10 protein-coding genes are annotated in these 14,291 nt (G+C 65.5%); 6 read left to right on the forward strand and 4 right to left on the reverse strand.

Annotation, left to right across the window (positions count from 1 at the left end; translation table 11 throughout):
• Positions 1-13 precede the first annotated feature (13 nt).
• Positions 14-265, reverse strand: a complete 252-nt coding sequence (locus LPA35_RS03280) for a hypothetical protein (RefSeq protein ID WP_055397472.1) — start codon at positions 263-265, stop codon at positions 14-16.
• A 162-nt stretch (positions 266-427) separates the two neighbouring features.
• Here LPA35_RS03280 and LPA35_RS26065 point away from each other — a divergent pair, with 162 nt between their 5' ends.
• Positions 428-559 (forward strand): hypothetical protein, encoded by a 132-nt coding sequence (locus tag LPA35_RS26065; RefSeq protein WP_255424281.1) that lies wholly within the window; start codon positions 428-430, stop codon positions 557-559.
• 36 nt (positions 560-595) lie between these two features.
• Here the strand turns inward: LPA35_RS26065 and LPA35_RS03285 are convergent, their stop codons facing one another.
• Positions 596-2,458 carry a serine hydrolase gene (locus LPA35_RS03285; protein WP_228895031.1) on the reverse strand — a complete coding sequence of 621 codons (1,863 nt, stop codon included), beginning with the start codon at positions 2,456-2,458 and terminating at the stop codon, positions 596-598.
• A 139-nt stretch (positions 2,459-2,597) separates the two neighbouring features.
• Between LPA35_RS03285 and hrpA the strand changes: the two genes are divergently transcribed.
• Entirely contained in the window at positions 2,598-6,677 is a 4,080-nt protein-coding gene (hrpA, locus tag LPA35_RS03290) for an ATP-dependent RNA helicase HrpA (RefSeq protein WP_228895033.1), read from the forward strand.
• A gap of 23 nt (positions 6,678-6,700) precedes the next feature.
• Here the strand turns inward: hrpA and LPA35_RS03295 are convergent, their stop codons facing one another.
• Positions 6,701-7,057 carry a hypothetical protein gene (locus LPA35_RS03295; protein ID WP_228895035.1) on the reverse strand — a complete coding sequence of 119 codons (357 nt, stop codon included), beginning with the start codon at positions 7,055-7,057 and terminating at the stop codon, positions 6,701-6,703.
• A 232-nt stretch (positions 7,058-7,289) separates the two neighbouring features.
• On the opposite strand from LPA35_RS03295, the gene LPA35_RS03300 reads away from it, so the two are divergent.
• A complete protein-coding gene (locus LPA35_RS03300; protein WP_228895037.1) occupies positions 7,290-8,975 on the forward strand; it encodes a long-chain fatty acid--CoA ligase in 1,686 nt (561 codons plus the stop codon).
• Positions 8,976-9,090: 115 nt separating this feature from the next.
• On the opposite strand, the gene LPA35_RS03305 is transcribed toward LPA35_RS03300, so the two are convergent.
• Positions 9,091-9,465: a PilZ domain-containing protein gene (locus LPA35_RS03305; protein WP_055397452.1), complete on the reverse strand. Its 375-nt coding sequence runs from the start codon at positions 9,463-9,465 to the stop codon at positions 9,091-9,093.
• A gap of 224 nt (positions 9,466-9,689) precedes the next feature.
• On the opposite strand from LPA35_RS03305, the gene LPA35_RS03310 reads away from it, so the two are divergent.
• From LPA35_RS03310 to LPA35_RS03320, 3 genes are all read left to right on the forward strand, one after another.
• A complete protein-coding gene (locus LPA35_RS03310) occupies positions 9,690-12,554 on the forward strand; it encodes an EAL domain-containing protein (RefSeq protein ID WP_228895038.1) in 2,865 nt (954 codons plus the stop codon).
• A 247-nt stretch (positions 12,555-12,801) separates the two neighbouring features.
• Positions 12,802-13,293, forward strand: coding sequence for a hypothetical protein (locus LPA35_RS03315; RefSeq protein WP_228895041.1), 492 nt, complete (start codon positions 12,802-12,804; stop codon positions 13,291-13,293).
• Between the two features lie 191 nt (positions 13,294-13,484).
• Positions 13,485-14,261, forward strand: coding sequence for a 2OG-Fe dioxygenase family protein (locus tag LPA35_RS03320; protein ID WP_228895043.1), 777 nt, complete (start codon positions 13,485-13,487; stop codon positions 14,259-14,261).
• The last annotated feature ends 30 nt before the right edge of the window (positions 14,262-14,291 follow it).

A 14,291-nucleotide genomic window follows, 5' to 3' on the forward strand; every position in this document is an offset into this window, starting at 1 on the left:
CAATCGTTTTGTATCAGTCGCTTTCGGTGAAGCGGGATGTCTGGATCGCCTTGCGCAGGGCGACGTTGTCCGCGCGGCGCTGGGCCCCACGGGTTCGTATGTGCTTGCCTGCCGCACTGGACAGGCTGCGTTGGGCCAGCGCGACGGCCACAGGATTTCGGGGCGGGCCCGAGGCTTCGAGCTTCAACACCAGGGGCGCCTTCATGCGGCGCAGCTTCTTAAGCTCGCCCTGGGCGAAGGCCCGAGACAGTTTTTTGGCACTCATGTGCACTCCACAAACAAAAAACCCCGGCAATGGAGCCAGGGCTTGTGGGGCGCTGCAATGAAAGGTGCAGAAACGCGCTTGCCGTGGCTGGAATTGCTGTGAATGCACAGTCCAGCCGGGGCGGTGGACTGTGGTCAGGCGGGAGCGAACAAGGGAACAAACATGGTGGTGACCTCCAGTGTTTTCAGGGGCTGCCGTTGCGGCGGGCGCGGCCTGAAAGAAGCGCGAATTGTGGCGATGCCCCCGGTGCTTGGCAAGCCGAAGGCGCCGCAATCGGCTGAATTTGTCGCTTGAAAAGAACAGTGCGGTGGGGGATGAACAGCGCAGTTTTCAGGCTTGGCGCCGGTAGATCCAACCAGCCGCGTGTATCCATTCTTCCTTGTCGCGCGTCTGCACGACCAGTTCCACCAGATCACGGCCCGCGTTGAGCGGCACCTGTACGGTCATGCCGGCCCGGTCCGCCGACAAGGGCAGCAGGAACTGGCTCTCGTCCCAGAACAGGTAGCCGGGCAGTTCGGGCAGCTCCCGAAGTCTGGAGGCCCCCACGCCAATGGCCAGCGGAATGGATGTGGGTGCTTCGTTGGTCAGCAGCCAGTTGCAGTCGAGCCGCGCAGTCCAGGGGGCGGCAAGGGGGCCGGGTGCGGGCGGCATCTGTTGGCCGATGGGCACGGTGATCCAGTAGTGCCCCGCCGTGGCGGCCTCGCGCGCAAGGAGGTAGCGGCGGCCTTCGGACTGCTCCCAGCGGTAGTGGGTGCCAGGCTGGGCGTCTGACCACCACCAGCCATCGCTGCGCAGGCGAAGCCCGGTGCTCAGGTTTTTCCAGTCCTGCAGTTTTGGGTTCCACGACCACAGGTCAACCTGTTGGCGATCGGGCGAGACGGCTTTGATGGGCGCGGAATAGTTGCCATAGATGCCGAGCAAGGCATCCACCGCGCTGGAAGATGCGGTGGCCATGGCGGGGGCGGCGGTCGAGACCCGGGGCGGCAGCACACGCAATTGCCCTGTCTCCTGCAAGGCGCGCAGCGCAATGCCCTCGGCAATCGGGCCCGGCTTGAAGCTGGCGGCGTTGCCGGTGATCATGACCGCCATGCCCGCCTGGGGCAGCACGCAGAAGTCGCTGGAATAAAACATGGTGCCGCCGCTCTTTTGCCACGCGAGCACGCCCGCGGCATCCAGGCCGGGGTGCCGCGCACTGTCCCAGCCCAGGCCCGACTGCCAGTCGGGGGTGAGGCCGGGGTGCATGCCCTGGTTCTGAATCCTGCCCATCTCGGCCACGCTGGTTTTCGACACGATGCGCTGGCCATCGTGCTCGCCGCCCTGGATGAGCATCGCGGCCAGCTTCATCATGTCGCCGGGTGTGGTGCACAGCCCGCCCGTGGCGTAGCCCATCACGAACTCCTGGCCCTGCGGCGCGTCGCTGATGCTGCCGGGGGCAAAGCTGCCCGGTGGCAACGGCTGCAGCGTATAGCCTGATCGGGCCATGCCCAGCGGGTTGAGCAGGGCGGACTGCACAAACGCCGGGTAGGTTTGCCCGGTGACGGCCAGCACGATGCGCTCGATCAGCGTGAAACCGTCGTTGCAATACACCGCCATGGTGCCGGGGGCGTGCTTGAGGTGCACATTGGCCATCGCTGCCTCCACCTCGGCGGCATAGCCCGGCAGCGGCGCAAAGGCAAACATGTTGTGCAGGTAGGTGCCGGGCAACCCCGAGGCATGGCTCAGCAGGTGCCGGGCGGTGATGTCGCGGTAGCCCGGCGACAGCATCGCGAACTGCGGCAGGTAGGCCACCACCGGAGCATCCAACTGCACGAGCCTGCGGTCTACCAGCACCATGATGGCCAGCGCCGCGAGCACCTTGCTGACGGAGCCGACGTTAAAGCGTGTGTCGGGCGTTGCGGGCGTGGTGGCGTTTGTATCCAGCGCCCCGAAGGCCTCTTGCCAGACGATGTGGTCGTTGTGCAGCAGTGCCACGGAGGCCGCTCGCATCTTGCTGCTTTGCATGGCTTCGCGAATTTCCTTGCGCCCCCAGGCAATGGTCGTTGTGAGGGTGGGGGATGCAGTGCTGCTGCCACCACAACCGGGCAGCAGCGATGCCATCGCGCTGGTGCCCGCCCAGGTCAGCCAACCACGGCGCGATGCAGGAAAAAGGCGGGGCTGATCAACAAGGTTCTGGGCGGATGGCTGTCGGGGCATTCGGTATTCCTGGGGGCATTGGCCGCGGAGGCATCGCCAGTCGAGGCGCGATTGTGGAAGCCCCGCACCCGGGCTGGCAACCGCGCGCATGGCCCGTGTTGCACGCGGCCAACGCCCGGCTCGGATAATGCAGCCCTCCATGACCGAATCCGCGCCTCCCCACCCCTTGCCAACCGCCCCGCGCAGTGCGCCGCTGCGCATCACCTTTCCTGAGTCCCTGCCCGTATCGGGCAAGCGCGAAGAGATCATGGAGGCCATCAAGAAGCACCAGGTCATCATCGTGTGCGGCGAAACGGGCTCAGGCAAGACCACGCAGTTGCCCAAGATTGCACTGGCGCTGGGCCGGGGCAAGTGCAACGCCAAGCCAGGCACCAAGGGCCAGCTCATCGGCCACACCCAGCCGCGCCGCATTGCGGCCAGCAGCGTGGCCAAGCGCATTGCCGAAGAGCTGAACACGCCGCTGGGTGATGTGGTGGGCTTCAAGGTGCGGTTCCAGGACCGCCTGTCGCGCGATGCCTCCGTCAAGCTCATGACCGACGGTATCTTGCTGGCCGAGACGCAGACCGACCCGCTGCTCAAGAACTACGACACCATCATCATTGACGAGGCGCACGAACGCAGCCTCAACATCGACTTCCTGCTGGGCTACATCCGCCAGATCCTGCCGCGCAGGCCTGATCTGAAGGTCATCGTTACCTCGGCCACGATTGATGCGGACCGGTTTGCCAAGCACTTTGAGTCGGCCAAGGGCCCGGCCCCCGTCATCATGGTGTCGGGCCGCACCTTCCCGGTGGAGCAGCGCTATCGCCCGTTTGAAGAAAGCCGCGACTACGGCCTGAACGAAGCCATTGCCGATGGTGTGGACGAGCTGTGGCAAGGCAATGCGGCCGGTGACATCCTGGTGTTTTTGCCCGGCGAGCGAGAGATCCGCGAAGCGGCCGACCACCTTCGCAAGCATCTGTCGCACCAGCCCGTGATGCGCAATGCCGAGGTGCTGCCGCTGTTCGCGCGTTTGTCCCAGGCGGAGCAGGACCGCATCTTTGACGGCCACACGGGCCGCCGCATCGTGCTGGCCACCAACGTGGCCGAGACTTCGCTCACCGTACCAGGCGTGCGGTACGTCATTGACGCAGGAACAGCACGCGTGAAGCGCTATTCTTTCCGTAGCAAAGTCGAGCAGCTGCTGGTCGAGCCCGTCAGCCAGGCCGCCGCCAACCAGCGTGCTGGCCGCTGCGGCCGAGTGGCCAACGGCATCTGCATTCGCCTGTATGACGAGGCCGGTTTCAATGGCCGCCCCCGTTTTACCGACCCCGAAATCCTGCGGTCATCGCTGGCAGGCGTCATCCTGCGCATGAAGTCGCTGCACCTGGGCGACGTGACGCAGTTCCCCTTCATCGAGGCGCCTTCGGGCCGCGCGATTGCCGACGGCTACCAGCTGCTGGCCGAGTTGGGTGCGGTGGATGACGCCAACGAGCTGACCCCCATGGGCGTGGAACTGTCGCGCCTGCCGCTGGACCCGCGCGTGGGCCGCATGATCATCGAGGCGCGCGACCGCAAGGCGCTCGATGAAGTCCTGGTGATTGCCAGCGCCCTGAGCGTTCAGGACGTGCGCGACCGCCCGATGGAGGCGCAGCAGCAGGCCGACCAGGCGCACGCCAAGTTCGACGACGACAAGAGCGAGTTCAGCGGCTACCTCAAGCTGTGGAAGTGGATCAACGAAGCGCGGGGCGGAGCACCCAGCCTGCCATCGGCCCGTGCCCAGAAGGCGATGGCCGCGCAGAAAGCGCCTTCGCAGGCCTACTTGCCGGTGGCGCAGCGCAGTGGCGGGGGCAGTCCTGCCGCAGCGCCTGCTGCTGTACCCGCCGCCGTCCCCGCTGCGACTCACAAACTCAGCAACCGCCAGTACGAGCAGCTGCTGCGCCAGAACTTCATCAGCATCCGGCGCCTGCGCGAGTGGCGCGACATCCACACCCAGCTGCTCACGGTGGTCACCGAGCACAAGTGGCAGATCAACACCCAGCCCGCCAGCTACGAGCAGCTGCACCTGTCGATGCTGGCCGGGCTGCTGGGTAACGTGGGCGCCAAGAGCGACGAGGAAGATTGGTACCTGGGCGCGCGCGGCATCAAGTTCTACAAACACCCAGGCGCGCACCTGAACAAGAAGCCCGGCCGCTGGATCGTGGCGTCGGAACTGGTGGAAACCACGCGTCTGTTTGGCCGGGGCATTGCGGCCATTGAGCCGCAGTGGCTGGAGCAGATTGGCGGGCATGTGCTGCGCAAGCAGCTGCTCGACCCGCACTGGGAGAAAAAGTCTGCCGAAGTGGTGGCGCTGGAGCGCGCCACGCTCTACGGCATCGTGGTCTACAACAACCGCCGCGTGAACTTCGGCAAGGTAGACCCGCACGCTGCGCGCGAGGTGTTCATCCGCGAGGCGCTGGTGGGCAGCAACTGGGAGACCAAGCTGCCTTTCCTGGCCGCCAACCAGAAGCTCATTGCCAAGGTCGAAGAGCTGGAGCACAAGTCCCGCCGCCAGGACGTGCTGGTGGACGACGAACTCATCTACGCCTTCTACGATCAGCAGCTGCCGCCCGAGGTATGCAGCGGCCACAGCTTTGAGGCTTGGTACCGCGAAGAAAGTAAAAAACAGCCTGATCTGCTCAAGCTCACCCGCGAAGAACTGATGCGCCACGAGGCCGCAGGCATCACCACCAATGCCTTCCCACGCACCGTGCGCCTCGGTGGTGTGGACTGCGCCGCCAGCTACCTGCACGAGCCCGGCGATGCGCGCGACGGCATCACCGTGACCATTCCGCTCTTCGTGCTCAACCAGGTGAGCGACGAGCGCTGTGAATGGCTGGTGCCGGGCATGCTCAAGGACAAGATCCAGGCGCTGCTCAAAAGCCTGCCGCAGCGCCCACGCAGCCGCTTTGTGCCGCTGCCCGAGTCAGCCAAGCGGCTGGCCGAGCTGCTGGGCACGCCCGAGCGCTTTGGCACCGGCAGCCTCACCGACGTGCTACTCAAGCAGGTGCGTGACGAAACCTCGCTCGATGTGAAGCGCGCCGACTTCAAGCTCGACATGCTCAGCCCGCACCTGTTCATGAACTTCCGCGTGGTCGATGAGCACGGCCGCCAGTTGGGCCATGGCCGCAACCTGGGTGCGCTCAAGGCCGAGTGGGGTGCCAAGGCGCGCGGGGCGTTCCAGGCGCTGGCAGGGCTCAAGCTCAGTGGCGGGGCGGCAGAGAGTGAAAAAAATGAGTCAAAAATGCCTCCAGCGCTTGATGGTAAAGCGCAAGCAGCTACTAAATCAGGAGTAAAGGGGGCAGCGCCCGCCACCGCGAAACCTGCGAGCGTTACCCCATCGGCCCCCGCAGGCCAGCGCTACACCACCTGGACGTTTGGCGAGCTGCCCGAGCTGATGGAGATCAAAAAGGCCGGGCAGACGCTGATCGGCTTTCCGGCGCTCATCGACGGCGGCGACGCTGTGACCATCGAGGTTTTTGACGAGCCCGAAGTCGCCGCCGCCAAACACCGCGCGGGCCTGCGCCGCCTGTTTGCGCTGCAGATCAAGGACGCCCTCAAGTACCTGGAAAAAAACATCCCCGACCTGCAGAAGATGGCCGTGGCCTACATGCCCCTGGGTACGCAAGAAGAGCTGCGCACCCAGATCATCGACGTGGCGCTGGACCGGGCCTTTTTGCTCGACCCGCTGCCGACCGACGAAGTTGCCTTCAAACGCCGCGTAGAAGAGGGCAGGGGGCGCCTCACGTTGATCGCCAATGAGGTGGCGCGCCTGGCCGCCACCATCCTCACTGAATACGCAGTCGCCGCCCGCAAGATCAAGGACACCAAAAACGCCCCCGAAGCCACAGCGGACGCACTGCAGCAGCTGCAGCGCCTGGTGCCCAAGAACTTCATTGCCGTGGCCCCGTGGACGCAACTGGCCCACTACGCCCGCTACCTCAAAGCCATCACGCTGCGGCTTGATAAATACCGCGCCGAGCCCGCCCGTGACGCTGCCAAGCTGGCCGAGCTGCGCCCGCAAGAGCAGCGCTACTGGCGCCTGGTGGCCGAGCGCAAGGGGCAGGTGGATGCGCGCATGCAAGAACTGCGCTGGCTGCTGGAGGAACTGCGCGTGAGCTTCTTTGCGCAAGAGCTGCGCACGCCCCAGCCGGTGAGCGTGAAGCGGTTGGACAAGCTGTGGGCGCAGGTCAATAGCTGATGGCCGGGGTGGAGGCCTGCGCCTTACCCCCTGGTCCAGATCTTGATCGTCACGTACATCGTGTAGCCCAGGGCGAGCACCAACCACACCACAAAAAACAGGTTGGCCCAGTACTGGCCGGAATGCTCTGCCAGGGTGTAGACCTGCCCGGCGCAGCCCTTTCCAACGCAGGGAATTTCGCGCAGCACCGCTGCGCGCAGGGCTTCGAACAAAAGGTAGCAACCCAAACCGGCAACGAGCAAGAAGCCGATGGGCCCGACAGGTGGTTTGGTGAACTCATCGTTCTCGTCGCGCAAGCCCTGGTTGAGCAACTTCTGTCCGTACCGGTAAAAGACGTATCCGACCAGGAGCATCAGGGCGTAATAGACGAGGGTCAGCATGTCGTCGAGTCTTGGTAGGTAGGAGGAACAAGCGGCGTGGTGACGATGGTAGCCGACGCACCTCGATCACAGCCGCCCCAGAAGCGCTGGCGCTGCGCCGCCAGCCTGTGGTCACTGCGCCGCGTGCGACCGGTACCTCGGCGTCACATGCGCGACGCAGCATCAGTGCCATCCCCAATGCCGTGGGGCACCATGCGAACTAGGCTGTGTTCTTCAAAGGAATCCCTGCTCCATGCGCGCTCACTACAAGTTCTGGCCCCGTCGGCTGCCCAAGTCCATCACCCTGCCTGCCACCTCGCTGTGGGACAACCTGGCGACCAATGCACGCCGCTACCCCGACAAGGCGGCGCTGGTGTTTTTTGGGACCACGGTCAGCTATCGGCAATTGATGGAAGGCGCGGAGCGCCTGGCTGCGCGGCTGGCCCAGCTGGGCGTGCAGCGCGGCGACCGTGTGGTGCTGTGCATGCAGAACTGCCCGCAGCTGGTGATGGCGCATTTCGCCATCCTGCGGGCCAACGCGGTGGTGGTGCCCGTCAACCCCATGAACCGGGCCGAGGAGCTCAAGCACTACATCACCGACCCCGACACCAAGGTGGCGATCACCACCGGTGACCTGGCCCCCGAGATGGCCAAGGCCAGCAATGCGTTGGCCCCTGGTGAGCGCCTGGCGCATCTGGTGGTCACGCAGTTTTCGGATGCGTTCGACGTGAACGTGACCGGCATCGATGCGCCGCCTAAAGCATGGATGGACTGGCTGGGCACGCGCCACCCGCTGCCTGCACTGGAGGGCGGGCAGGCCCGCGCCTGGACGGACGCCTTGGCCTGTGCGGAAGCGCCACCCGCTCTGTCGGTTGGCCCAGCCGACCTGGCGCTGCTGCCCTACACCAGTGGCACCACCGGTCTGCCCAAGGGCTGTATGCACCTGCACAAAAGCATCATGCACAACACGGTGGCCGCCAGCCTGTGGGGCAATGGGTCAGCCGACAATGTGACGCTGGCGGTGGTGCCCATGTTCCACATCACCGGCATGGTGAGCGTGATGCACACGTCGATCTACTGCGGCGCCACGCTGGTCATCATGCCCCGGTGGGACCGCGACCTGGCCGGGCGCCTGATATCGTGCTACCAGGTCACCACCTGGACCAACATTCCCACCATGGTCATCGACCTGCTGGGCAGCCCGAACTTTGCCAGCTATGACCTGTCCAGCCTGGCCTATATCGGTGGGGGTGGGGCCGCCATGCCGCAGGCAGTGGCGCAGCGCTTGCTGGAGCAGTATGGCCTGCGGTATTCCGAGGGCTATGGCCTGACCGAGACAGCCGCTCCGTCGCACGCCAACCCGCCCGACCACCCCAAGCAGCAGTGCCTGGGCATTCCGTTCATGAGCACCGACGCGCGGGTGATCGACCCCGACACGCTGCAGGAGCTGCCCGTGGGCGAGCAGGGCGAGATCATCATCCATGGCCCCGAGGTGTTCGAGGGTTACTGGAAGAGGCCGGATGCCACGGCCTCGGCCTTCATCGAGTTCGAGGGCAAGCGGTTCTTCCGTTCGGGGGACTTGGGGCGCATGGACGAGGACGGCTATTTCTTTTTGACCGACCGGCTCAAGCGCATGATCAATGCGAGCGGCTTCAAGGTCTGGCCTGCCGAGGTGGAGGCGTTGATGTTCCGCCACCCAGCCATCCAGGAGGCCTGCATCATCGCCGCCAAAGACAGCTATCGGGGCGAGACGGTCAAGGCCGTGGTGGTGCTGCGCGCCACGCACCAGGACACGACCGAGCAGCAGATCATCGACTGGTGCCGCGAGAACATGGCGGTCTACAAGGTGCCGCGCATTGTGCAATTTGTGGCGGCGTTGCCCAAGAGTGGCAGTGGCAAGGTGATGTGGCGGGCGCTGCAGGAGCAGGAGGCTCAGTAGGGGAAGTGGCAGTAGCAGTTGCAGTGGCAGCAGCCGCTGTGGCCCATTGGCGTGTGGCCAGGCCGGGAATCGGAATCAGGGGCTGCAATCGGCAGCCCTTTTCCCATGCGCCGGGTCAGTGGGATGGCGTAGCCAGCGTCAGCTCGCCCAGGTCGCGCTCCAGCAAGGCGGGGTCGCCCAATTGCAGTTCGATCAGGCGGCGCAGGTGGGTCACGCTGTCCAGATCGATGCCCCGGCACAGCAGGCCGGTGTGCAGGCCTTCGGTATGCGCGACTTCGGTGGACATGGCGATGTGGTTGCCGGTTTCGGCCAGGGGAATGGTCAGCTGGCAGAGCATGCCCGGCTCCAGGTCGGCCTGCGCGGGCACCATGATCAACGCGCCTTTGAGGGACAGGTCCAGCACATGCACGCTGAATGCGTCGGTGGATGTGGTCAGCAGGGCCGGTGCGTCAAAGCCGACGCGGACAAAGTGGCGGCGTTCGTGGGGCATCGCTGTCTCCTGGGCGAAGCGGGGGGTGGACACATGCTACTCCAAGCCGGCGGTGGCAGATTGCATTTGGATGTTTTTGCAAGCTTTCGTTACCATGGGTCTTATTTCCCTGATTTCGATAGGGCCAAGCTGTGAGTCCATGCGTGTACCGGTTCGGGAGCCATTGCGTCGGCTGGCTGCGATGGGCAGTGCTGTTGGCGTTGCTGTGGGCAGGTGGCGTTGCGATGGCGGCTCCGCGCGAGCTGCGCGTGGGGGTGTATTCCAACGAACCCAAGGTGTTTGTGAACCAGGAGGGCAAGCCCTCAGGCATCTTTGTGGACCTGCTTCAGCTGGTGGCCACCCGAGAGCAGTGGACGCTGCGCTATGTCCCCTGCGATTGGCAGGACTGTCTGGATGCGCTGGCAGCCGGGCAGATTGACCTGATGCCCGACGTCGCTCGCACCCGCGAGCGCGAGCGGTTGTTCGACTTTCATGCCTCGCCCGTGCTGCACAGCTGGTCGCAGGTCTACCGCGCGCGGGGCAGTTCCATCCAGTCGATGTTCGACCTGGCGGGCAAGCGCGTGGCGGTGCTCAAGGGCTCGGTGCAGCGCGCAACCTTCCAGAGCATGATGGACAGTTTTGGCATCGCGGTGCTGCTGATCGACGCGTCCACACTGACCGAGGCTTTCGAATTTGTACAGAACGGCGATGCGGATGCGGTGATTGCCAACCACCTGTTCGGCAACTTCCATGCGGCCCAGTATGGGCTGGCGGATTCGGGCATCGTGTTCCAGCCCGCCACCTTGTACTTTGCCACCGGCCTCGGACGCAACGCCGATGTGCTGGATGCCATTGATCGATCAGTGCAGGACTGGCGCAGCGGTGCCGACGCGCAGTACACCCAGGTTCTGCGCCGCTGGGGCGGGCAAGACCAGGGCGCGCGCATTCCCCCCTGGGTGTGGTGGGGTGTGGCGGGGCTGGCGTTGTTCGGGCTGCTGGCCGCGCTCTCGGCCGTGGTGCTGCAGCGCAAGGTGCAGGAGCGCACACGCCACCTTCAGGTCAGCGAGCAGAAGCTGGCGGCCATCCTCGACAGCGTGGGTGCCTTCATCTACATCAAGGGGCGGGACTATCGCTACCAGTATGCGAACCACCATATCCTGGAGCTGTTCGGGCGGCCCGCGAGCGAGGTGGTGGGGCAGGACGACACGGCTTTTTTTGACCAGGCCACTGCCGTACAGATCCAGGAGAACGACCGGCGCGTTCTGGAGCACGGCGAGCGGCTGGAGGTGGAAGAGGTCAATACCCACCTGGCCGATGGCGTGACCCGTGCCTACCTGTCGGTCAAGATTCCCCTTCGCCTGCCCGACGGCAGCATCCACGCGCTGTGCGGCATCTCCACCGACATCACAGAGCGCAGCCGGGCCGAGGAGTCGCTGCGGATCGCGGCGTCCGTGTTCGAGTCCTTCGAGGGCATGGTGGTTACGGGGCCGGACCAGCGCATCCTCAAGGCCAACCAGTCGTATGTACGCCTCACGGGGTATACGGTGGAGGAGCTCGTGGGCCAGACCCCCGCATTGCTGCAGTCTGGCCGCCACGATGCGCAGTTCTACGAAGGCCTGCACAGTGCGCTGCGCAGCACCGGTGCCTGGCAGGGCGAAGTGTGGAACCGGCGCAAGAACGGCGAGGTGTACCCCGCGTGGATCACGGTGACGGCTGTGCGTTCTGCACAGGGCGAGGTTACGCACTATGTGGGCACGCTGACCGACATCTCGCACCGCAAGGCTGCCGAGGAGGAGATCCGTCTGCTCGCGTTCTACGACCCGCTCACCGGTCTGCCCAACCGCCGCCTCATGAACGACCGTCTGCAGCACAGCCTGGCCACCTCGGCGCGCTCCGGTGCGGGCGGGGCGCTGCTGTTTGTGGACCTGGACAACTTCAAGGATCTGAACGATACGCAGGGCCACGAGTTTGGCGACCAGCTCTTGCGCCAGGTGGCGGCCCGCCTTGGCGGCTGTGTGCGCAGCGGCGACACCGTGGCGCGGCTGGGGGGCGACGAATTTGTGCTGCTGATCGAGGGGCTGAGCCCACAGGCCCACGAGGCCGCTGCCCAGGCAGAAACCGTGGGGCGCGCGGTGCTGCTCGCATTGGCGCAAGGCTATCCGCTTGGGGGGCACACGTACCACAGCTCGTGCAGCATCGGCGTGGCGCTGTATGCCGATGCGCAGGGCTCAGTGGACGAACTGCTCAAGCGGGGCGACATGGCCATGTACCAGGCCAAGGGTGCCGGGCGCAACACGATGCGGTTCTTTGATCCGCGCACACAGGCCGCCGTCACGGCGCGCACGGCCCTGGAGTCCGGGATGCGCGAGGCTCTGCGCGACGGCCAGTTCCTGCTGCACTACCAGGCCCAGATCAGCCAAGCCCGCGGCATGGTGGGGGCCGAGGCGCTGGTGCGCTGGCAGCACCCGCAGCGGGGGCTGGTGTCGCCGGCCGAGTTCATTCCGGTGGCCGAGGCCTCGGGCCTCATCGTGCCGCTGGGGGCGTGGATATTGCGCACCGCCTGCCTGCAGCTGGTGGAGTGGGCCCAAGACCCCGCAACCGCGCACTGGACTCTGGCCGTGAACGTGAGCGCGCGCCAGTTCCGCCACCCGCACTTTGTGGACGAGGTGCTGGGGGTGCTTGAAGAGACGGGCGCCAATCCGCAGCGCTTGAAGCTGGAGCTGACCGAGACCCTGTTGCTCGACGACGTGGAGGATACGATCGAGCGCATGACCACGCTGCGGGCGCTGGGCCTGGGGTTTTCGCTCGACGACTTCGGCACCGGGTACTCGTCCCTGAGCTACCTCAAGCGCCTGCCGCTGGACCAGCTCAAGATCGACCAGAGTTTTGTGCGCGACCTGCTCACCGACGCCAACGATGCCAGCATTGCCCGCACCATCGTCACCCTGGCCCAGAGCCTGGACCTGGGCGTGATTGCCGAAGGCGTGGAAACCTGCGAGCAGCGCGACATGCTGGCCAGCCTGGGCTGCCACATGTGGCAGGGCTACCTGTTTGGGCGGCCCGGACCTGCCAGCGCACTGCGGGAGGCGCCGGCAGGGGCGGTGGTGTAGGGCCGTCTGTTGTTGGAGGGTGCTTCTATTTTGATAGCTGCTGGCGCTTGATAGGTAAGCGCTAGAAGCAAATTTTGCTTGTAAAATTGACCGCTGCGAGGCCGGCAAGGGGTTCTGTCGCCATTTCCTTACATCCTGTGCACCCTGCGCGGTGTAGGGTGTGGCAGGCCTTGTTACAAACCAGGGCCAGCCTACCGCAGCCTCCCAACGGGTGGCGGCTCCGGGTGGCAAAAACAAGGAGTCCCCCATGAAAAACACCACCATGACCACGATGCACTCACTCCGTCTTCTCCTGTCTGGCGCGATGGCCGCGCTGCTGCTGGCAGCCGCTGGCGGCGCCCACGCGCAGGCCTATGTCAACGCCACCGTGGGCGGCGAACTGGCGCCCGGCGTGTACGGCCGCATCAACATCGGCAATGCGCCACCACCGCCGCTGATCTACGCCGAGCCGGTCATCATCCACCGCCCGGCAGTGGTGGTGCCACGGGCACCCATCTACCTGTATGTGCCGCCCGGCCATGCCAAGAACTGGGGCAAACACTGTGGCCGCTACAACGCCTGCAACCAACCGGTGTATTTTGTGCAGGAGCCACCACCACGCCGTGGCCCTCCACCCCGTGCCCACGGCCGCGATGACCGCCGCTGGGACGATGACCACCGCCACGGTGGCAAGCACGACCGTGACCATGACCGGGGGCGCGGCCATGGCAACGGCAAGGGCCACGGCAACCGCGATTGATAGGCTAACGGCTAACGGCTAACGGCTAACGGCTAATGGCTAATGGCGAGCGGCGAGCGGCGAGCGGCTAACGACTGAGGGGGAAGGCCGATTGCAGTGCTGCGGGATGCCACGCAGGTGGCAGGCCCTGCCGCACCTTGCTTGAGCCACCGCAGAAGACCTGCGGCGCCAGCGGTTAAGCTCGGGCTTCTATGGCCCAAGTCACTTTTTCTCCTCCGTTCACGGCTCCCTCCGATGTGGCGAGCCAGCTTCGCCAGGCGGGCTACGCCGTTCTGTCGCCTGCCGATGTGGCCCGCTGGGTGGGCTGCGATCTTTCGTCGCTGATGGCCCTGAATGGCGACTGGGCGGCGTTGCCGCCCGATGATTTTCTGAAGGACGGTGGCCGCTACCGGCGCCGCCGCCATGCGTGTTTTGTGGTGCAGGGCGGGCAACTGCAGCAGGCACCGCACCGGGCGCACTGGCAACCTGTGGAATACAACGCGCTGCATGGCGGCATGGAGCGCTGGTTTGCGCCCATGGAGGCTGCCACCGTGGCCCAGCCGGTGTGGCAGCAGCTGCTGGCTGCGCTGGCTGGGGTGTCCGATGCCGTGTTTGCTCCGTCCGAGGCGCCCGTGCCCTGGTTCATCGAGGCGCACCAGTTCCGCATCGACACCACCGACGGCATTGGCCGGCCCACGCCCGAGGGGGCGCACCGCGATGGCGTGGACCTGGTGGCCGTCTTCCTGGTGGGGCGCGAGGGCGTCAAGGGCGGCGAGACGCGCGTGTTCGAGGCCGCAGGCCCGAGCGGCCAGCGCTTTACGCTGACCGAGCCGTGGTCTTTGCTGCTGCTGGACGATGCCCGCATGATCCACGAGTCCACCCCCATTCAGCCGTTGGCCGAAGGCGGGTACCGCGACACCCTGGTGGTCACCTGCCGCCGCGGCAACTTTCAGGGGGCGGACGTGGTGGGGCAGACCCCGGCAGCCTGAACACAAGCGCCTGCAGCAGCGCATGTGTGC

The organism is Acidovorax sp. Leaf73 (assembly GCF_916855635.1).
GTDB lineage: Bacteria > Pseudomonadota > Gammaproteobacteria > Burkholderiales > Burkholderiaceae_C > Acidovorax > Acidovorax facilis.

Bases quoted from the DNA above. Each gene is read 5' to 3' on its own strand.
- LPA35_RS03320 (WP_228895043.1), top strand. From the start codon at position 13,485: ATGGCCCAAGTCACTTTTTCTCCTCCGTTCACGGCTCCCTCCGATGTG.
- LPA35_RS03310 (WP_228895038.1), top strand. From the start codon at position 9,690: ATGGCGGCTCCGCGCGAGCTGCGCGTGGGGGTGTATTCCAACGAACCC.
- LPA35_RS26065 (WP_255424281.1), top strand. From the start codon at position 428: ATGGTGGTGACCTCCAGTGTTTTCAGGGGCTGCCGTTGCGGCGGGCGC.
- hrpA (WP_228895033.1), top strand. From the start codon at position 2,598: ATGACCGAATCCGCGCCTCCCCACCCCTTGCCAACCGCCCCGCGCAGT.
- LPA35_RS03295 (WP_228895035.1), bottom strand. From the start codon at position 7,057: ATGCTGACCCTCGTCTATTACGCCCTGATGCTCCTGGTCGGATACGTC.
- LPA35_RS03280 (WP_055397472.1), bottom strand. From the start codon at position 265: ATGAGTGCCAAAAAACTGTCTCGGGCCTTCGCCCAGGGCGAGCTTAAG.
- LPA35_RS03285 (WP_228895031.1), bottom strand. From the start codon at position 2,458: ATGCCCCGACAGCCATCCGCCCAGAACCTTGTTGATCAGCCCCGCCTT.
- LPA35_RS03300 (WP_228895037.1), top strand. From the start codon at position 7,290: ATGCGCGCTCACTACAAGTTCTGGCCCCGTCGGCTGCCCAAGTCCATC.
- LPA35_RS03305 (WP_055397452.1), bottom strand. From the start codon at position 9,465: ATGCCCCACGAACGCCGCCACTTTGTCCGCGTCGGCTTTGACGCACCG.
- LPA35_RS03315 (WP_228895041.1), top strand. From the start codon at position 12,802: ATGAAAAACACCACCATGACCACGATGCACTCACTCCGTCTTCTCCTG.